The sequence below is a fragment of the Nocardioides ganghwensis genome (genome assembly GCF_014779655.1).
GTDB classification, from domain to species: domain Bacteria; phylum Actinomycetota; class Actinomycetes; order Propionibacteriales; family Nocardioidaceae; genus Nocardioides; species Nocardioides ganghwensis.
Genome location: NZ_JACXYX010000007.1, coordinates 190061 through 207331, shown reverse-complemented (window position 1 = coordinate 207331; position 17271 = coordinate 190061). Strand labels below are relative to the sequence as shown.

Genomic DNA, 17271 nt, shown 5'->3' with positions numbered 1-17271 from the left:
GGGCGTGCGGTCAGCGGACCTCGAGCAGGTCCACCACGAAGATCAGCGTCTCGCCGGGCTTGATCACGCCACCGGCCCCGCGGTCGCCGTAGCCGAGGTGCGGCGGGATGACGAGGCGACGACGACCGCCGACCTTCATGCCCTGCACGCCGGTGTCCCAGCCGGAGATGACCTGGCCGATGCCGAGGCGGAACTGCAGCGGCGTGCCGCGGTTGTAGGACGCGTCGAACTCCTCGCCCGTGGAGTGGGCGACGCCGACGTAGTGGACCGAGACCGTCGAGCCGGACGTGGCCTCGGTGCCCTCGCCCTCGACGAGGTCGGTGACCTCCAGGTCCGCGGGCGCCTCGCCCATGTGGGGGTCGACGTCGGGCTTCTCGCTCACAGGTACTCCAATCGATGGTGTGTCAGGTCTGGTGCACGTAGTGGTCGAGCTGGTCGCGCTCGAACTCGAGCTCGCCGATCCGGTTCTTGACCACGTCACCGATGGAGATGATGCCGGTCAGCCGCCCGTCGGCCACCACCGGGACGTGCCGGATGCGGTGCTCGGTCATCGTCTGCATGAGGTCGGTCAGCGCGTCCTCACCCGCGCAGGTGCGCACGTCGGCGGTCATGATCGAGCGGACCGGGCTGTCGAGGACGCCGGTGTCGGCATGCAGCCGGCGTACGACGTCGCGCTCGCTCACGATCCCGGTGACGCGCTCGCCGTCCTCGCTCACCACCAGCGCGCCGACGTTGTGCTCGGCGAGCAGCGCCACGAGCTCGCGCACGGTGGCGTCGGGGCCGATGGTCACCACCTCCTGGCTCGCCTTGGCCCGGATGACGTCCTTGATCCTCATGGTCTCCGCCTCTCGTCCGGCACGGAACTACTGATGAGTCACCGTAGCCAAGCCGCGGCGCGAGGGACAGGGGCGAACGGCGACACGGGCTGCCAGACTCGCGGCATGACGTGGCACGGGGTCGTCGAGCCGGACTACTTCCAGCTCTACGCGAGGCGCGGGGAGGCGTCGATGCCGGACGTCTCGCTGGAGACCTACGAGCGGCGTCTGTGGTCGGACGGCGGGTTCGTCGTCGTCAGCACCTTCCGCAAGTTCGGCACGACGCCGGTGAGCGTCGACGTCGTCGGCAACGAGCCCGGGACGCCGGCCGAGCACTGGCAGCACGTCGCCGAGGTCAGCCTCGACGGGGACGGGCCGCTGGAGGTCCTGAGCTGGGACGACGCGGGGCCGCGGTCGCGCCACGAGCTCCCGGCCGGACCGGTGCGCCTGCGCGTCCACTGGGGCGGGCTCGTGTCCGGGCTGCCGGAGGGCATGGAGAGGCAGGGCGTCAGCGACGAGCACCTCGCGCTCGTCGTGTGGCCCGCGCCGTCGGCTCCGTTCGCCGTCCTGCGGGAGTGGGACGGCTGGCCGTGGTGAGAGGTGGTCAGTCCAGGACCGGCGGTGCCTGGCGCTCGCGCAGGTTGCTCACCGAACCGGGGCCGCGCCGCGGCACGTCGGGGTCGGAGCCGTCGTCGTCGAGCGCTCCGAGGAAGGACAGCGCGGCGTCGTGCAGGTGGCCGTTGGAGGCCAGCGCGTTGCCGCCCCACGGCCCGTCCGTGCCGTCGAGGGAGGTGAACCTGCCGCCCGCCTCGCGCACGATCACGTCGAGGGCCGCCATGTCGTAGAGCTCGAGCTCGGGCTCGGCCGCGAGGTCGACGGCCCCCTCGGCGAGCAGCATGTAGGACCAGAAGTCGCCGTACGCGCGGGTGCGCCAGCAGCGCCGCGACAGCGAGACGAAGTCGTCGAGGCGACCGCGCTCGTCCCAGCCGGACAGCGAGGAGTAGCTCAGCGACGCGTCCTCGAGGCGGCGTACGTCGGACACCTCGCACTTGGTCGCCTTGAGCAGCGACCGGCCGGTCCAGGCGCCGTTGCCCGCCGAGGCCCACCAGCGGCGCTGCAGCTGCGGGGCCGACACGACGCCGAGGACGACCTCGTCGTCGATAGCGAGGGCGATGAGCGTGGCCCACACCGGCACGCCGCGCACGAAGTTCTTGGTGCCGTCGATCGGGTCCACGATCCACCGCCGCTGGCTGTGCCCGGTCGTGCCCTGCTCCTCGCCGACCACGGCGTCGCGCGAGCGGACCCGGGAGAGGGTCCGGCGGATGCCCTCCTCGACGGCCTTGTCGGCGTCGGTGACCGGGGTCAGGTCGGGCTTGCTCATGACGTGCAGGTCGAGGGACTTGAAGCGGGCCTGGGTGAGCGAGTCCGCGTCGTCGGCGAGGACGTGCGCCAGCCGCAGGTCGTCGGTGTGGTCGTTGGAGCCGGTGATGGGCATGTTCACAGGCTATTCCCAGCCTCGCGTCCTACCCTGCACGCATGGAACTCAACGGTGTGCCGCTCCACCCGCTCATCGTGCATGCGGTCGTCGTGCTGGGGCCGCTGGCGGCGCTGACCGGTCTCGCGTACGCCGCCGTGCCGAGGTGGCGCTGGCTGCTGCGGTGGCCGCTCGTGGTGCTCGCCGTCGTCACCGCCGTGACCGCGCTCGGAGCCGTCGCGGCGGGCGAGGACCTGCTGGCCTCGCGGCCCGAGCTCGCGCCGATCGTCGAGGACCACCAGGAGGCGGGCGAGCTGCTGCGCAACGTCGCGCTGGGCTACGTCCTGCTCTCCGGGCTCGCAGCCTGGGCGCTGGGCGGTGCGTCGGCGCTGGCCTCCGGACGGGGCGCGAGGGAGACGCGGTTCGGCATCCCGGTGGCGCTGCTGCTCGCGGCGGGCGCCGTGGCCCTGCTGGTCACCGTCTACCTGGCCGGCGACTCCGGAGCCCGCGCCGTCTGGGGCTGACGACTACCAGTCGGAGGAGGCCTCGCGGGCGGCCAGCAGCCGCCGGAACGACTCCACCCGGTCGACGTCGGCCTCGCCGGCCTCGATCGCCTCGTCGAGGCCGCACTCCGGCTCGTCCGTGCCGTGGGTGCACCCGCGCGGGCACGTCTCGGTCATCTCGTCGAGGTCGGGGAACGCCTCGATCAGGTTCCCCGGCTGCACGTGCGCGAGCCCGAAGGAGCGGATGCCGGGGGTGTCGATGATCCAGCCGTCGCCGTCGGGGAGCTCGAGGAGGTACGCGCTGGTCGAGGTGTGCCGCCCGCGACCGGTGACCGCGTTGACGATCCCGACCTCGCGGTGCGCGCCGGGGACGAGCGCGTTGACCAGGGTGGACTTGCCGACGCCGCTGTGGCCGACGAGCACGCTGGTGCGACCGCGCAGCCGGTCGAGCAGCTCGGTCAGGTCGCCGGCCCCCTCGCCCTTGAGCTGCGTGACCACCCACGGGACGCCGAGCGAGCGGTAGGTCGACAGCAGCGTCTCGGGGTCGGCCAGGTCGGCCTTGGTGAGGCACAGCAGCGGCGCCATGCCCGCGTCGTACGCCGCCACGAGGGCGCGGTCGATGAGGCGCGGGCGCGGCTCGGGGTCGGCCAGGGCGGTCACCACGACGAGCTGGTCGGCGTTGGAGACGATGACGCGCTCGACCGGGTCGTCGTCGTCGGCCGTGCGGCGCAGGGTCGTGGTGCGCGGGACCACCTCGACGATCCGGGCCAGCGAGCCGTCGGCCCCGCTGGTGTCGCCCACCACGCGCACGTGGTCACCGACCACGACGCCCTTGCGCCCGAGGGGGCGCGACTTCATCGCCATCACCCGACGCCCGTCGAGCAGGAGCGTGAAGCGGCCGCGGTCGACGGTCACGACGCGGGCGTCGACCGCGTCGTCGTAGGACGGCCGGTCCTTGGTGCGGGGGCGGGTGCGGCGGCGGGGTCGCTCGTAGTGCTCGTGGTCGTGGTCGGAGTAGCGCCCGGTCGTCACGAGGAGGCTCCGTGCACCGCGGTGCTCCACGCGGTCGCGAAGTCGGGGAAGGTCTTGGAGGTGGTGGCGATGTCCTCGACGAGCACGTCGTCCACGGCGAGGCCGAGGATGACCCCCGCGTGGGCCATGCGGTGGTCGGCGTAGGTGTGGAAGGTGCCGCCGTGCAGGGTCGCGGGCCGGATGTCGAGGCCGTCCTCGCGCTCGGTGACGTCGGCCCCGAGGCGACCGAGCTCGGCGGCGAGAGCCGTGATCCGGTCGGTCTCGTGCCCGCGGATGTGCGCCACCCCGCGCAGGTGGGAGGGGGAGTCGGCCAGTGCGCAGAGCGCGGCGACGGCCGGCGTCAGCTCGCCCACGTCGTGCAGGTCGAGGTCGACCCCGTGGAGGCGATCGGGCCCGACCACGGTGAGGTCGCCGTCGGCGAGGGTGACCTCGCACCCCATCAGGGTGAGGATCTCGCGCAGCTCGTCGCCGGGCTGGGTGGTCGACGCGGGCCAGTCGGTCACGGTGACCCGGCCTCCGGTGGCGGCGCCGAGCGCGAGGAAGGGCGCCGCGTTGGACAGGTCGGGCTCGATGTCGTGGTCGACGGCCTTCACGGTGCCGGACGCGACCGCCCACCGGTTGGCGTCGGCGTCGTCGACCTCCACGCCGTGCTGGCGCAGCATCTGGACCGTCATCTCGATGTGGGGCAGGGACGGCACCGGCTTGCCGACGTGGCGCACGTCGACGCCGTGCTCGTAGCGGGCGCCGGCGAGCAGCAGCGCCGAGACGAACTGCGACGAGGCGCTGGCGTCGATCGTGACGGTGCCGCCGGGGACCGTCCCGGTGCCGTGCACGGCGAAGGGCAGCGCGCCCCGACCGCCGTCGTCGATGCGTACGCCCAGGGCACCCAGCGCCGCCAGCATCTGGCGGACGGGCCGCAGCCGCATGTGGGGGTCGCCGTCGAACCGCACCGTCCCGCGGGCGAGGCCGACCACGGGCGGGACGAAGCGCATCACCGTGCCGGCGAGTCCGCAGTCGACGTCGGCGTCGCGGTCCCAGGCCCCGGGGGTGACGGCCCAGTCGCCGTCACCGGTGTCCTCGATCCCGGTCCCCAGCGAGGTCAGCGCGGCAGCCATGAGCAGCGTGTCGCGCGAGCGCAGCGGACGGCGTACGACGCTGGGGCCGTCGGCGATCGCGGCGAGGACCAGCGCGCGGTTGGTCAGCGACTTGCTGCCGGGTAGCGACACGCGCCGGTCGACGGGGTCGTGCGGGCGCGGTGCCGGCCAGAGCTCACTCACCCGCGCACCCTATCGAGATCAGGTCAGCTGGGCCTTGGCCAACTTGGCCTCGCGCCGTGCGTCCTTGGCGACCTGGCGTGCCTCGCGGCGCACGTCGGCGGCCGCGCGGCGGGCGCGCCAGGCCAGGCCGGGGCGGCCCTCGGTGTCGACCGCGGCGAGGAGCAGCCCGCCCATGATCGAGGTGTTCTTGAAGAACTGGAGCTTCTGCGCGGCCCTGGCGTCGGCGTCGGCCTCGTCCCAGAACGCGTGGCCGGCCAGCGTCGTGGGCACCAGGGACGCCGCCAGCACCGTCGCGCTGAGGCGCGGGGCGCGTCCGGTGGCGAGGGCCGCGGCGGCCAGGAGCTGGGCCCCGGCGTTGATCCGGACGAGCGTGGCGGGGTCGGTCGGGATCGGCGCCTTCGGGGCGGCCTGCTGGGCGGCGGGGACGAACCTGTCGGTCACCTTCTTCGCCCTGGCCGCGTGGACCTCGGTGTTGCGCAGGGCGTTGACGCCGCCGGCGACGAAGATCGTGGCCAGCATCGGACGGGCGAGCAAGCGGGTGATCGTCATGCGTCCCTGTCTACACGATGCGCGGGGACCCTGCTCCGTCCGCAGGGGTGCGTCCGCACGCGTGGAGGAGGGCCGGTCAGCCCAGGACCGCGCGCCAGGTGTTGTTGCCGGCGTCGGCGTCGCTGCCCGACGGCGCGAGGGTCGCCGCGACGTTGCCGCCCTGCGGGGCCACCACCTCGACCGCCACCGTCGTGTCCCCCGAGACCTGGCAGGTGGCGACGGTCCTGACCACGGTGCAGCGGGCGTCACCGCTGCGGAGGACGACGCTGTCGCCGTCGGCCTCGATGCGCAGCTGCGCGGTCGTGGCGCCGGTGAGGCCGGCCACCCGGACCACCACGTCGTACGTCGGGCGTGCGCCGGCGACGCCGCCGGTGACCGAGGCGTCGGGCGGGACCGGGGTCGGGGTGGGCGTCGGGGTCGGAGTCGGGGTCGGGGTGGGCGTCGGTGTGGGCGTCGGGGTGGGGGTCGGCGTGGGGGTCTGCGTCGGGTTCTCGGTGGGGGTCTGGGTCGGGTCGTCGGCGGGGTCGTCCGTCGGGTCGTCCGTCGGGTCGTCCGTGGGGTCGTCGGTCGGGACCCCGGTCGGGTCGTCCGTGGGGTCGCCGGCCGGGTCGTCCGACGCGTCCGACGGCTGCGTCTGGTCGGTGGTCGGTGTCGAGCCCGGGGTCGTCTCCGTGTCGCCCGGGGGCAGCACGACCGCGGGCGGGGTGCTGCGGTCACGCGGGGAGCGCAGCGACGCCGGGCCGTCGGACGTCGGGGCGTCGTCGGAGGGGCTCGCCGCCGCCGAGAAGGGGGCCCGGTCGGTCCCGGAGGCCGTCGTGTCCGGCTCGCGAATCCCCAGCGCGATCCCTCCGGCGACGACGACGGCGCTGACGGTGACGCCGGCGACGGCGGCCGTGGCGGCGTTCGCCGTCACGAGGTCGCGGACCCGCCCGAGCACCACGCCGACGCCCACCGGCGCCCCGGCCGAGACGGCCGCGGTGCCGAGGTAGGCGGACGCGACGCCCCCGAGCAGCAGGGGGGCGAGGAGGCCGCCGAGGTTGGAGTTGACCTCGGTGAGCTCGAGGTAGATCGCCATGCACGATCGGCACTCGCCGAGGTGGTGCTCGACCTTGGCGGCGTCGCGCCGTGAGACGGCCTCACGGACGTAGGCGCCGAGCTGGCCGTGCGTCCAGCGGCACGCGTCCTCCTCCAGCTCCGCGACGTGCTGGGTCAGGAACGCCTGGCGCAGGCCCTCGCGGGCGCGGTAGGCCAGCGCGGAGACGGAGTTGGCGCTCATCCCGAGCATCGGCGCGATGTCGGCGGGCTTGTCGCCCTCGACCTCGGTGTGCCACAGGACCAGCTGCCAGCGCTCGGGGAGGCTGGCGAAGGCGCGCGCGGCCGCGGCGCTCTCGAACCCCTCGACGGCCGTGTCGCGGAACGGGACGCCGGGGTCGAAGGCCTCCATGTCGTCCGTCGTGTGCAGCCTGGACCCGGCGCGGAAGCGGTCGACCTGCAGCCGGCGTACGGCGGTGAGCAGGTAGGCGCGGAAGGCGAGGTCCGGGCCGCCGCCGCGCTGGACCACCCCGAGCACCTTGACGAACGCCTCGGAGACGAGGTCCTCCGCGTCACCGGCGGGCACGAGCTGCCGGGCGAGCCTGCGAGCAGCCTCGACGTGGCGCTCGAAGAGCGTGCCGTAGGCGTCGAGGTCCCCGCCGCGCACCGCCGAGATCAGCTCGGCGTCGCTCGGCGCCTCGACGCTGGTCGCCACGCTCATGGTCAGACGCTCCCCAGGAACCCCTCCTGGCGCTGTTGCCAGGCGTCTTGACTGTAGCCCGCGGAGCACGTCAACGGGCGCCGAAGCAAAGAAACCGGAAATCCTGGTCTGGTCCGCGTCATGGACCCGGGACCCGACCGTCACACCTCTGAAGCACGACCGACACCGGAGGGGGCAGCCGTGAAGATCTTCGCCGCACGTGGGCGACGTCTCGCGGTCGCCGATCCTGGGATGAGCGAGCCGCAGTCAACCGTCGAGCGGTCGGGGTTGCCGCACCGGTTCGAAGCTGTCGGGGAGGCGCTCATCTCAGGATCGGACGTCATGGGGGCGTGCTCCGTCGCGGGCGAGGAGCTCGCCCGCGACGGAGCGTCGGTCGAGGAGACCCTCGCCGGCCTGCGCGCGACGTGGCAGGCCGCCGCGGGCGCCGACCCGACGTACGACGTGGTGTCCGCGGTGCTCACCGCGTGGAGCGAGACCACCCTCGGCTACCTCCACCAGCTCTCCTGCGAGGACCCGCTGACGGGGCTGTCCAGCCAGGCGCACCTGCGCAGCCGCCTCACCGAGCTCTACCGCCTCGGCGGTGCCGGCGTGCCCGGTGGCGTGGACGACTACGCGCTGGTCGTGTTCGCGATGCCGACCGGCGACCCCTCCGACGAGCCCGGGGACCACTTCACCCGGGCGATGCGGCTGGCACGGGCGGGGGAGCTCGCTCGCACCGCGTTCGCACGCGACGAGACCGTCGCCCGGCTCGGCCTGCACCGCGTGGGGATCCTGACCCGGCGCGACGACCGCCTGGGTCGGCGGGTGCAGGTGCTGCGCACGCTCCTCGCGCGCGCCGAGCCCGACACGGTCGTACGCGTCTGGATCGAGGGACTGCCCGGCGCCGACGCCGTCGCCGGCATGATGCTCGACGAGCTCGCCCGCGGCTGAGCCGAGCTGTCGGCGGGCTCCCCTAGGGTGGCTCCTGTGTGTGGTCGCTATGCGTCGTCCCGGAGCTCGGAAGACCTCGTCGAGGAGTTCGAGGTCGTCGAGAGCCGCATCGCCGCGCCGCTGGCCGCCGACTACAACGTCGCGCCGACCAAGGAGGTCTACGCGGTCGTCGAGCGCCCGCCGTCGCGGGAGTCCGGTGAGCCCGCCCAGCGCCAGCTGCGCGTCCTCACCTGGGGACTGGTGCCGTCGTGGGCCAAGGACCCGTCCATCGGCAACCGGATGATCAACGCGCGGATGGAGACGGTGGCGGAGAAGCCCGCCTACCGCAAGGCGTTCGCGACCAGGCGGGCGCTGCTGCCCGCGGACGGCTACTTCGAGTGGTACCCCACCTCGCGGACCAACGCCAAGGGCAAGCCGGTCAAGCAGCCGTTCTTCATCCGTCCCAAGGACGGGGGAGTGCTGGCCATGGCAGGGCTCTACGAGATCTGGCGGGACCCCACGAAGGCCGAGGACGACCCCGACCGCTTCCGCTGGACCTGCACGGTGCTCACCACCGAGGCCGAGGACTCCCTCGGCCACATCCACGACCGGATGCCGCTGATGGTCGAGCGCGAGCGCTGGCACGCGTGGCTCGACCCGACCACGCCGGGCGACACCTCGCTCCTGGTGCCGGCCGCGCCCGGCCGGCTCGAGGCGTACGCCGTGCCGACCCTCGTGAACAACGTTCGCAACAACGGACCCGAGCTCGTCGAGCCGCTGCCCCTCGAGCCCCAGGAGGAGGGCACGCCGTGAAGAAGGCGACCATCCGATCCGTCGACACCCCCCACGGCGAGGGGCGGCTGCACACCCGGCGCGCGACGAGCCCGATCGCGACGCTGCTGCTCAGCCACGGGGCCGGGGGAGGCGTGGAGTCCCGCGACCTGTGGGCCCTCGCCGACGCGCTTCCCGCCCAGGGCGTCTCCGTCGTCCTCTTCGAGCAGCCGTGGCGGGTGGCCGGCCGCAAGGTCGCGACCGCGCCGCCGACCCTCGACGCGGCGCTGCGGTGCGCCGCCGACGTGATGCGCGTGCGCACGCCCCTCGTCGTCGGTGGGCGTTCCGCGGGAGCCCGCTCGGCCGCCCGTACGGCGCGTGCGCTGGGCGCCACGGGCTGCCTCGCGCTGTCCTTCCCCCTGCACCAGCCCGGCAGGACCGAGCCGACACGGCTCCACGAGCTCCAGGCGGTGGGGCTGCCGACGCTGCTCGTGCAGGGCGAGCGCGACCCGATGGGGCGCCCCGAGGAGTTCCCCGTCGACCAGGTCGGGCTCGACATCGTGGTGATCCCCGGCGGGGACCACGGGCTCAAGGTCCCCGCGCGGGGCGAGGTCACGCAGGCCGAGGCGATGGGCATCGTCGTGGAGTCGACGCTGGAGTGGCTCGTGCGCGAGGTCGTCGGGAATCCCCGACGAGGGTGAGGTGTTGAGGGCGGTGTGAACGCACTGACCCTCGATCGACCCACGGCGGTACTGTGGGAGGCGATGACCGAATCGCTCAGGGACGAGATGTCCACGCCCACCGAGATCTCCGTCGAGGACGAGACCTCCGACCAGCGCTCCGCGCGCTTCGAGCGCGACGCGCTGCCCTACCTCGACCAGCTCTACGGCGCGGCGATGCGGATGACCCGCAACCCCGCCGACGCCGAGGACCTGGTGCAGGAGACCTTCGCGAAGGCCTACAGCGCCTTCCACCAGTTCAAGCCCGGCACCAACCTCAAGGCCTGGCTCTACCGGATCCTCACCAACACCTACATCAACTCCTACCGCAAGAAGCAGCGCCAGCCGCAGCAGTCGATGTCCGAGGACGTCGAGGACTGGCAGCTCGCCCGGGCGGAGTCCCACTCCTCGACCGGCCTGCGGTCCGCGGAGATGGAGGCGCTGGAGCACCTGCCCGACTCGGAGGTCAAGGACGCGCTGCAGCGCCTGCCCGAGGAGTTCCGCCTCGCGGTCTACCTCGCCGACGTCGAGGGTTTCCCCTACAAGGAGATCGCCGAGATCATGGACACGCCGATCGGCACCGTGATGTCGCGCCTGCACCGCGGTCGCCGCCAGCTCCGCGACATGCTCGCCGACTACGTCCGTGCCAACGACCTCCTGCCCGCATCCACCGTCCCTGGCAACGAGGGGGAAGCGTCGTGAGCAGCCACGAGCACGGCAAGGACGACTGCGTCGACTACATCGAGCGCATCGTCTACTTCATCGACAACGAGCTCGACCAGGCCGACTGCGCCGTCGTCGAGATGCACCTGCGCGAGTGCGGGCCCTGCCTCGAGCGCCACGACCTCCAGAAGGCCGTCAAGCAGCTCGTCGCCCGGTCCTGCTCCGAGTCGGCCCCGGAGTCCCTGCGCGACCGCGTACGCCTCCAGCTGCGCGAGGTGAAGGTGCAGATCACCGAGGGTGGCTCCTGAGCCCCGGTTCGCTCCGATTGGCCGCCCCCGGGTGGATTTGAGACACTGCTCCGAGCACCGACTCCAGGAGGACCACCATGGGCAAGACCGGACGCAAGCGCCGCGCTCGCAAGAAGAAGGGCGCGAACCACGGCAAGCGCCCCAACGCCTGACGCGCACCCGCGCCGTCATCTCGTAGAAGTCCCCGCCCCGGCGGGGACTTTTGCATGTCCGGTTCTCCTCGGTGGTCCTTCTCGCTGGATGAGCCGCCACCTTTCCGGTGGTCGAGCAGCCGGGTGAGGGACGACTCCGGCGAATCGAGGCCCTCTGCGCGGTAGGTGAGCGGCGGCTCCGTCGCGCTAGTGGACCTGTTCGAAAACGCTTCTCCACAGCCCTGTTCTCGCAGGTCGGAGTGTCGGTGGTCTCTGGGAGACTGGACCCATGTCCACCACCGCTCCGGCACCCGCCACCAGCCCCCGGCTCTCGAGCCGTGTGGTGCTGGACCGTGCGGTCGCGGCGATGGGCGCGAAGCGCCGCGTCGAGGTCGAGGTGCTCGAGTCCGCGCTGGCGTGGGCCGAGGCCCATGTGGTGTCCGACGAGGAGGTCGCGGCGGGGTGGCGTTCGGACACGGTCCACACGCCCGGGTCGGCGGCGGCGTTGTTCGGGGAGCGTCCGCTGCCGATCGCCGGTGACGGGACCCCGCTGGTGGCGGAGTTCGCGGTGATCGAGCTCGCGGGCCTGTTGGAGCAGTCCCACGAGGCGACGCTGGCGTTGTTGGGTGACGTGCTCGACCTGGCCCACCGCCTGCCACGCCTGTGGGTGCTGGTGCGTTCACTGGCCGTTCCGGTGCGGCTGGCCCGGGAGGCGGCGCGGGTGTCGCGGGACCTCGACGTGGTCGCGGCCGGGCACGCGGACCGGCTGCTGGTGTGGCAGCCGCGGCGGCTCAACCCGCACCGGGTGGGGGTGCTGGTCCACGAGGCCCGGTTGTACGCCGACCCGGACCGCGCGATCGCCGACCACGACGAGGCCCTCGCCGCCCGGCGGGTGGAGGTCCGCCACGAGCAGGGTGCGCCTGGGGTGAGCGAGGTGTTCATGAGTCTCGACACCGCCGATGCGATTGCGTTCGACAACACGGTGTCGACGATGGCCACCACGATGAAGGCGCTGGGTCACCACGGCGACCTCGGCGTACGACGGGCTCATGCGGTCGGGCTGCTCGCCGACCCCCAGCAGGCTCTCGATCTCCTTGCCGCTGCGGATGTCGCGGACCCCGACCGGGAGGTCGACCCCGACCGGGACGAGGCGGTGTGCGTGGCCGAGGAGGCCACCTACGCGTCCGCGGACCCGTTCCGGCGGCCCACTCGGGAAAGCGGGACGGCAGGTCGGAACGGTGAAGTACGGCTGGTGCTGCACCTCACCGACCGCGACCTCCTCACCGACCCGCACGGCATCGACCCCCGCGGCGTCGCGCGCAGCGACCAGCTCGGCCCGATGCTGCTGGGACGGCTCCAGGCATGGCTGCTCACCGCCGCGAAGGTGGTCATCCAGCCCGTCACCGACGCAGACCGGATGCCCGCGGTGGACGCGCACGACCCGCCCGCCCGGATGGCCGCCGCGGTCCGGCTGCGCGACGGCACGTGCGTGTTCCCCGGCTGCACCCGCCCCTCCGAACGGGCCGACCTCGACCACATCACCGCGTACGTCCCCATCGACGACGGCGGACCGCCCGGACAGACCCACCCGGTCAACCTCGCGCCGCTGTGTCGGCGGCACCACCGGGCCAAGACGTTCGGCGCCTTCACCTACCACCGACGACCCGACGGCGCGTACGAGTGGACCCTGCCCACGGGCAGGCGGATCACCACCGACCCACCACGCCCACGACCCAGACCAGAACCCACGTCCAGACCCTGACCGCCCCGCCAGCCCGACACCACCGGTGATCGGGCCAGCGGCATGCCCAGGCGCCAGGTCGGCCGCTTTGGGAGACCTCTCAACGGGTGTGTCCTGTTGAGGACGCCAGTGACCGGACATGGCGATGAGCGGACGTCGGCGTCAGTCAGCAGGTCGTGACAACCTTTTGGTCCGATGCCTCGTCACACTGGGATTCGTCAACGATCAAGGGGAATCATGAGGGCCATCAGTCTGACCGCCGTCGCGCTTCTAGGCGCGGCGTTGCTCGCGCCAGTGGGCACGGCCGCCGCAGTGGGCGAGACATGTCAGGGGCAGGCGGCGACCATCGTCGGGACGCCCGGGGGTCAGATCACCGGAACGGAGGGCGCGGACGTCATCGTCACGAATGGCGCGATACGTGTCGACGCGCTCGGCGGCGATGACCTGGTGTGCTCGACCGGCGAGAACGGCGGCGTGACCTACGCTATCGGCGTCATCGTCGTCCTCGGCGCGGGGGCCGACACGTTCATCCCCTCCGAGCGCGACAATTCCACGATCTACGCGGGCACCGTCGACGGCACCGACACCGATGCCGACGTCATCCGCGTCAGCGGTGAAGGCCTCGTCATCTCCGGCATGGCAGGCCAGCCGAACGCCGACATCATCGACCTCGTCGTCGCCGCCGGCGAAGTCAGTTGGAGCGGCATCCAAACCGCCCCGGGCGCGGTGTCCCTTGGCAGGAACGGCATCTTGGGCGTGCGATCCGCCAACGGCGACGTCACCGTGGACGCCAGCGGCACGGTGGACGCCAGCGGCACGGTGACCGGCGCCGACACGGCGCTCACCTGGACGGGCCGGTTACTCCGGCTCGTTTTCACTACGTCGGCCAAGTACGGACGGTTCACGTTCCGCGGCACCGACGGCACCGAGCGCGTCAAGGTCAACGCGCCGATGACGTATGACCGCGACATCGCGCTCGGCGGCGGGCACGACTCCTACGAGTCGAACAGCCTGGGCGGAAAGGCGACGCGGATCAAGGGCGGCGACGGGCGCAACAGACTGCTGCTCGACCTCCATAACCACGACCGGGTGCGCGTCGACCTGAGCGGTTCCCGGGTGACGGCCACCAAGGTGGGCGTGGAGGAATCGGTCCGCGTCCGCGGCTTCCCTGACCTCACCGTGGCCGCGAAGCGCGCCGACGTCATCGGCACCGACCGCGCGAACCACATCACCGTCGCCGCGTGCCGGACGACAATCAAGGGGATGAAGGGCCGGGACCTCCTCTCCGCTGAGGCCAGGTACAGAGATCTCGCAGACCCTTGGGTCAGGCCTCGGTGCTCCAACTACGCTGCCACGATCGACGGCGGCCCTAGCATTGACTTCATCGAAGGGAGCAGCGGCGATGACCGCCTTGTTGGCGGCCGTGGCCGCGACACCATCGCGGGCGGCCCCGGAAAGGACCGCCTCATCGGCGGCCCCGGAAAGGACCGCGTCAGCGGTGGACTCCAGCGCGACGTCTGTCAGGGCGAGAAGTTTCGGAACTGCGAGAAGCGCATCTGACCCAGCGATAGGCGCGTCTTGTATGCCCCGCAGTGGGTTAGGTAGCAGCCGGGCCGTCCCTCCCCGGGGCGGCCCGGCGGCCCGTCCGCGGTCTGACCGCGCGGAGCAAGCAGCGACCTCGATAGAAGACGGAGGACTGGTGACATCGGGCGCTCGCGCATCACACCCGGGACATGAACCGCTTCGCGTCGACCACGACCCGGGTGATCTCGCCCGCGGCGAGGACCTTCCCGCTCGAGGTGTCGCGGGCGCTGACCGTGAAGCGGTGCAGCCGGCCGTCCTCGTACGCGCTGGAGGCGCTCACCTCCACCTCGGCGCCGACCGGACTTGCGGCGAGGTGCTCGACCTGCACCCGGGTGCCGACGCTCGTCGAGCCCTCGGGCAGCGCCTGCTCGAGGGCGGCGCACGTCGCGGCCTCCAGCCACGCGAGCAGCCGCGGGGTGCCGAGCACCGGCAGCGAACCGCTGCCGACCGCGGCGGCCGTGTCGTCGTGGGTGACGGTGAAGGTCAGCGTGGCGGGCGCGAGCTGCGGCATGGGCAGGCCTTCCGGGAAATGTCGGGGGAGTGGGGCAACCTGAGGAGCTGACACACGTCTACCAGACATGGGCGTGAGGACCGCGGGGTCGGGGGTGGCGATGGAGCCTGCAGTGGACATCACCGAGCTCTACGCTGCCCACCGGCTGTCGCTGGTGCGGCTGGCGGTCCTGCTGGTCGACGACCTCGCCTCGGCCGAGGACGTCGTCCAGGACGCGTTCGCCGCCCTCGCCCGTCGCCCCGACGCGGTCCGGGACCCGTCGAAGGCCCTGGCGTACCTGCGGGTCTCGGTCGTCAACACGGCCCGCTCCGCGCTGCGCAGGCGGCGTACGGCCCGAGCGTACTCACCACCCCATGACCTGTCCCCACCCTCGCCCGAGGACAGCGCGGTGCTGGCGGAGGAGCACCGGGAGGTCATCGCGGCGCTGCACCGGCTCGCTCCGCGGCAGCGGGAGGTCCTGGTGCTGCGCTACTGGTCGAACCTGACCGAGACCGAGATCGCCGGGACGCTCGGGATCAGCCAGGGCACCGTGAAGTCGACCGCCAGCCGCGCGCTGGTGGCGCTGGAGAAGGCCATGCAGGCCACGGCCACGAGCTCGGGGAAGGAGGAGCGATGACGACCACGCCTGAGAGCCACGCCGACATGGAGGAGCGGCTCCGCGCCGCCCTGTCCGCGCGGGCCGAGCTCGTGCAGCCCGAGCACCTGAGCCCACTGGCGACGGCCACCCCGCTGCGCGCCCGCTGGCAGTCGCCCTGGGTGCTGCTCGCCACCGCTGCGGTCGTCCTGCTGGTCCTCGGCGCCGTCTTCCAGGGCCTGGCCCGCGACCCGCGCTCCGACGACATCGCGCCGCGGCCCGACGACGAGGTCGAGCTGCAGCTGCCGGCCGACGTCGGCCGGGACTGGGAGCCCCACACGCTGTCGCGCCCGCCGAGGCTCGACCTCGACGGCGACGGGACCCGGGAGAAGGTCACCTTCCTCGGCGAGCCCACGAAGAAGTTCGACGGTCGTTTCCGGATGCAGACCACGCTCAGCAGCACCGGCGCGGAGGCGTACGGCATCGCCGAGGTGGGCACGACGATCGACACCAACGTCCTCGCGCCGATCGACGCGGACCGGGACGGCGACGAGGAGCTCGTCCTCTACTACGACGACGCCTCCACGGTCGGTGGTGGCGGCCATCCCCTCGTCTTCGACCTCCGCCACGGGCTGCTGGTGCAGGCGGGGGTCGACGATCCCGAGCTGCTCGTGCGCGGCCAGGAACCGGTGGCCGGCAGCGAGACGGAACACTACGACCTCGTGCGGCTCCACGACTACTGGATCGAGGACGGGCGGCTCTACTCCAGCAGGTCCCGCAGCTCATTCGCCCGGGGCAACATGAGCCTCGTCCGGACCGAGACCATCGTCGTCGACGCATGGGAGTGGCGCCTCGACGCCCACGGGGTGCTCCGGCCCGAGTCGGTCGGGTGCCTGCGCAGCGGCCCCGAGTCACTCGCACCGTGCGAGGGTGACGAGGAGGAAGAGCTGCCCTACATCACGCCGGTCGCCACCGACACCTTCGGGATCGGCGAGGGCGCCACCTTCGCCGAGGGCTACCGGTTCACCGCCCGGCTCGAGGCCGCCTCCGACCCGAGCCTCGTGGTGGAGGGAGATGACGGCCGTGTGATGCGCTACGACGACTTCCAGGTCGCCGACCCGCGGGTCTCCACGGTGCAGCCCATGGCGGTCACCGCCGACGGCGTCTCGTTGTTCGTGACCTCGGCGTGGGACCCGTCGTACGTCAAGGTGCTGGTGCAGGACGGCGACGGGCTGCGCGCGTTGGAGGCGGTCGGGGAGATCGAGCTCCTCGACCGGGACGACGTGCGGACGTGGCTGACCCGGAACGGCGGCGTGGTCACGGTGGTCGAGGGCGACGACGGCACCTGGCAGGCCTGGGTCTGGACGATGGTCTCCCGATCGGAGATGGCCGCACTGCCATCGCGAGTCGTGTGCTTCGACGACGTCGACGACCCCGCCACGGTGCGCCGCTGCTGAGACGGCCGCTCAGAAGGACTTGCGGAAGGCGAGCAGGTCCACGCCCGGAAGCGGCGACCAGTCCCGCCCGGGGTCGCGCTCGTAGCCGAGCCGGGCGTACATCCGGTGCGCGGCCGTCATCGTCGCCAGGGACGACAGCGCCATCCCCGTCGCGCCGCTGGCGCGGGAGTGCTCCTCGCACAGCATCGCCAGCGCGGTGCCGACGCCCGCACCCTGGGCGCTCGGGTCGACCGCCAACATCCGGAACTCGCCCTCGTCGTCGCGACCGATCTCCCGCCAGGGGGAGCCGGGCGGGCACCAGGTCACGACCCCGGCGACCCGGCCGTCGAGGAGGGCCACCCACACCTCCGCCTGCGAGTCGCGGGTCGCGACGTCGCGCAGCCGCTCGCGGTAGTCGTCCTCGGCTCCGGTGAGGAAGGGCTCGTACGCCGCCACGCAGACGTCGCCTGCTGCCGCGAGCTCCTCGGGCCGGACGCGGCGCAGCTCCACCCCCGTCACCC

General features: G+C 72.7%; 21 protein-coding genes. 12 read left to right on the top strand and 9 right to left on the bottom strand.

Annotated elements, in window-relative coordinates; genetic code table 11:
- Positions 1–10: 10 nt before the first annotated feature.
- Both IEZ24_RS10760 and IEZ24_RS10755 read right to left on the bottom strand, forming a co-directional pair.
- Complete coding sequence (locus IEZ24_RS10760) at positions 11–352, bottom strand: FKBP-type peptidyl-prolyl cis-trans isomerase (RefSeq protein ID WP_129453689.1); 342 nt, start codon at positions 350–352, stop codon at positions 11–13.
- 52 nt (positions 353–404) lie between these two features.
- Positions 405–836, bottom strand: a complete 432-nt coding sequence (locus IEZ24_RS10755; protein WP_129453647.1) for a CBS domain-containing protein — start codon at positions 834–836, stop codon at positions 405–407.
- 105 nt (positions 837–941) lie between these two features.
- Here IEZ24_RS10755 and IEZ24_RS10750 point away from each other — a divergent pair, with 105 nt between their 5' ends.
- Positions 942–1412: a hypothetical protein gene (locus IEZ24_RS10750; RefSeq protein ID WP_129453646.1), complete on the top strand. Its 471-nt coding sequence runs from the start codon at positions 942–944 to the stop codon at positions 1410–1412.
- Between the two features lie 7 nt (positions 1413–1419).
- Here IEZ24_RS10750 and IEZ24_RS10745 read toward each other — a convergent pair whose 3' ends face one another.
- A complete protein-coding gene (locus IEZ24_RS10745) occupies positions 1420–2310 on the bottom strand; it encodes an inositol monophosphatase family protein (protein WP_129453645.1) in 891 nt (296 codons plus the stop codon).
- A 41-nt stretch (positions 2311–2351) separates the two neighbouring features.
- Here IEZ24_RS10745 and IEZ24_RS10740 point away from each other — a divergent pair, with 41 nt between their 5' ends.
- Complete coding sequence (locus IEZ24_RS10740) at positions 2352–2813, top strand: DUF2231 domain-containing protein (protein ID WP_129453644.1); 462 nt, start codon at positions 2352–2354, stop codon at positions 2811–2813.
- Positions 2814–2816: 3 nt separating this feature from the next.
- On the opposite strand, the gene rsgA is transcribed toward IEZ24_RS10740, so the two are convergent.
- From rsgA to IEZ24_RS10720, 4 genes are all read right to left on the bottom strand, one after another.
- Positions 2817–3824: a ribosome small subunit-dependent GTPase A gene (gene rsgA, locus IEZ24_RS10735; protein WP_129453643.1), complete on the bottom strand. Its 1008-nt coding sequence runs from the start codon at positions 3822–3824 to the stop codon at positions 2817–2819.
- Positions 3821–5101: a 3-phosphoshikimate 1-carboxyvinyltransferase gene (gene aroA, locus IEZ24_RS10730; protein WP_129453642.1), complete on the bottom strand. Its 1281-nt coding sequence runs from the start codon at positions 5099–5101 to the stop codon at positions 3821–3823. The genes rsgA and aroA overlap by 4 nt, the downstream gene beginning before the upstream one ends.
- An 18-nt stretch (positions 5102–5119) precedes the next feature.
- Complete coding sequence (locus tag IEZ24_RS10725) at positions 5120–5650, bottom strand: DoxX family membrane protein (protein WP_129453641.1); 531 nt, start codon at positions 5648–5650, stop codon at positions 5120–5122.
- Positions 5651–5726: 76 nt separating this feature from the next.
- A complete protein-coding gene (locus IEZ24_RS10720) occupies positions 5727–7403 on the bottom strand; it encodes a sigma-70 family RNA polymerase sigma factor (protein ID WP_129453640.1) in 1677 nt (558 codons plus the stop codon).
- Positions 7404–7583: 180 nt separating this feature from the next.
- On the opposite strand from IEZ24_RS10720, the gene IEZ24_RS10715 reads away from it, so the two are divergent.
- From IEZ24_RS10715 to IEZ24_RS10685, 8 genes are all read left to right on the top strand, one after another.
- Positions 7584–8333 carry a hypothetical protein gene (locus IEZ24_RS10715; RefSeq protein WP_129453639.1) on the top strand — a complete coding sequence of 250 codons (750 nt, stop codon included), beginning with the start codon at positions 7584–7586 and terminating at the stop codon, positions 8331–8333.
- A gap of 36 nt (positions 8334–8369) precedes the next feature.
- Positions 8370–9125, top strand: coding sequence for an SOS response-associated peptidase (locus IEZ24_RS10710; RefSeq protein ID WP_129453638.1), 756 nt, complete (start codon positions 8370–8372; stop codon positions 9123–9125).
- The gene (locus IEZ24_RS10705) at positions 9122–9784 is read left to right on the top strand and encodes an alpha/beta hydrolase family protein (protein ID WP_129453637.1); all 663 of its coding nucleotides are present in this window, start codon (positions 9122–9124) and stop codon (positions 9782–9784) included. The genes IEZ24_RS10710 and IEZ24_RS10705 overlap by 4 nt, the downstream gene beginning before the upstream one ends.
- 87 nt (positions 9785–9871) lie before the next feature.
- Entirely contained in the window at positions 9872–10504 is a 633-nt protein-coding gene (locus tag IEZ24_RS10700) for a sigma-70 family RNA polymerase sigma factor (protein ID WP_397190695.1), read from the top strand.
- Positions 10501–10773 (top strand): mycothiol system anti-sigma-R factor, encoded by a 273-nt coding sequence (rsrA, locus tag IEZ24_RS10695; protein WP_129453635.1) that lies wholly within the window; start codon positions 10501–10503, stop codon positions 10771–10773. Before IEZ24_RS10700 ends, rsrA begins: the two co-directional genes overlap by 4 nt.
- A gap of 77 nt (positions 10774–10850) precedes the next feature.
- Positions 10851–10925, top strand: a complete 75-nt coding sequence (locus IEZ24_RS22540; protein ID WP_369759046.1) for a 50S ribosomal protein bL37 — start codon at positions 10851–10853, stop codon at positions 10923–10925.
- Between the two features lie 268 nt (positions 10926–11193).
- Positions 11194–12666: an HNH endonuclease signature motif containing protein gene (locus IEZ24_RS10690; RefSeq protein WP_191192845.1), complete on the top strand. Its 1473-nt coding sequence runs from the start codon at positions 11194–11196 to the stop codon at positions 12664–12666.
- A gap of 216 nt (positions 12667–12882) precedes the next feature.
- On the top strand, positions 12883–14205 hold the full coding sequence (locus IEZ24_RS10685) for a hypothetical protein (RefSeq protein ID WP_129453633.1): 1323 nt from the start codon (positions 12883–12885) through the stop codon (positions 14203–14205).
- A gap of 160 nt (positions 14206–14365) precedes the next feature.
- Here the strand turns inward: IEZ24_RS10685 and IEZ24_RS10680 are convergent, their stop codons facing one another.
- A complete protein-coding gene (locus IEZ24_RS10680; RefSeq protein WP_129453632.1) occupies positions 14366–14740 on the bottom strand; it encodes a thioesterase family protein in 375 nt (124 codons plus the stop codon).
- A gap of 100 nt (positions 14741–14840) precedes the next feature.
- On the opposite strand from IEZ24_RS10680, the gene IEZ24_RS10675 reads away from it, so the two are divergent.
- Together IEZ24_RS10675 and IEZ24_RS10670 are read left to right on the top strand one after the other, a co-directional pair.
- On the top strand, positions 14841–15356 hold the full coding sequence (locus tag IEZ24_RS10675; protein WP_207206697.1) for a SigE family RNA polymerase sigma factor: 516 nt from the start codon (positions 14841–14843) through the stop codon (positions 15354–15356).
- Positions 15353–16771, top strand: coding sequence for a hypothetical protein (locus IEZ24_RS10670; RefSeq protein WP_129453630.1), 1419 nt, complete (start codon positions 15353–15355; stop codon positions 16769–16771). Before IEZ24_RS10675 ends, IEZ24_RS10670 begins: the two co-directional genes overlap by 4 nt.
- Positions 16772–16780: 9 nt before the next feature.
- Here IEZ24_RS10670 and IEZ24_RS10665 read toward each other — a convergent pair whose 3' ends face one another.
- Positions 16781–17269: a GNAT family N-acetyltransferase gene (locus tag IEZ24_RS10665; RefSeq protein ID WP_207206696.1), complete on the bottom strand. Its 489-nt coding sequence runs from the start codon at positions 17267–17269 to the stop codon at positions 16781–16783.
- Positions 17270–17271 lie beyond the last annotated feature (2 nt).

Coding starts and splice junctions, on each gene's coding strand:
- IEZ24_RS10760 (WP_129453689.1), bottom strand. CDS start 352: ATGGGCGAGGCGCCCGCGGACCTGGAGGTCACCGACCTCGTCGAGGGC.
- IEZ24_RS10755 (WP_129453647.1), bottom strand. CDS start 836: ATGAGGATCAAGGACGTCATCCGGGCCAAGGCGAGCCAGGAGGTGGTG.
- IEZ24_RS10750 (WP_129453646.1), top strand. CDS start 942: ATGACGTGGCACGGGGTCGTCGAGCCGGACTACTTCCAGCTCTACGCG.
- IEZ24_RS10745 (WP_129453645.1), bottom strand. CDS start 2,310: ATGCCCATCACCGGCTCCAACGACCACACCGACGACCTGCGGCTGGCG.
- IEZ24_RS10740 (WP_129453644.1), top strand. CDS start 2,352: ATGGAACTCAACGGTGTGCCGCTCCACCCGCTCATCGTGCATGCGGTC.
- IEZ24_RS10725 (WP_129453641.1), bottom strand. CDS start 5,650: ATGACGATCACCCGCTTGCTCGCCCGTCCGATGCTGGCCACGATCTTC.
- IEZ24_RS10720 (WP_129453640.1), bottom strand. CDS start 7,403: ATGAGCGTGGCGACCAGCGTCGAGGCGCCGAGCGACGCCGAGCTGATC.
- IEZ24_RS10700 (WP_397190695.1), top strand. CDS start 9,872: ATGTCCACGCCCACCGAGATCTCCGTCGAGGACGAGACCTCCGACCAG.
- IEZ24_RS10690 (WP_191192845.1), top strand. CDS start 11,194: ATGTCCACCACCGCTCCGGCACCCGCCACCAGCCCCCGGCTCTCGAGC.
- IEZ24_RS10685 (WP_129453633.1), top strand. CDS start 12,883: ATGAGGGCCATCAGTCTGACCGCCGTCGCGCTTCTAGGCGCGGCGTTG.
- IEZ24_RS10680 (WP_129453632.1), bottom strand. CDS start 14,740: ATGCCGCAGCTCGCGCCCGCCACGCTGACCTTCACCGTCACCCACGAC.
- IEZ24_RS10675 (WP_207206697.1), top strand. CDS start 14,841: ATGGAGCCTGCAGTGGACATCACCGAGCTCTACGCTGCCCACCGGCTG.
- IEZ24_RS10670 (WP_129453630.1), top strand. CDS start 15,353: ATGACGACCACGCCTGAGAGCCACGCCGACATGGAGGAGCGGCTCCGC.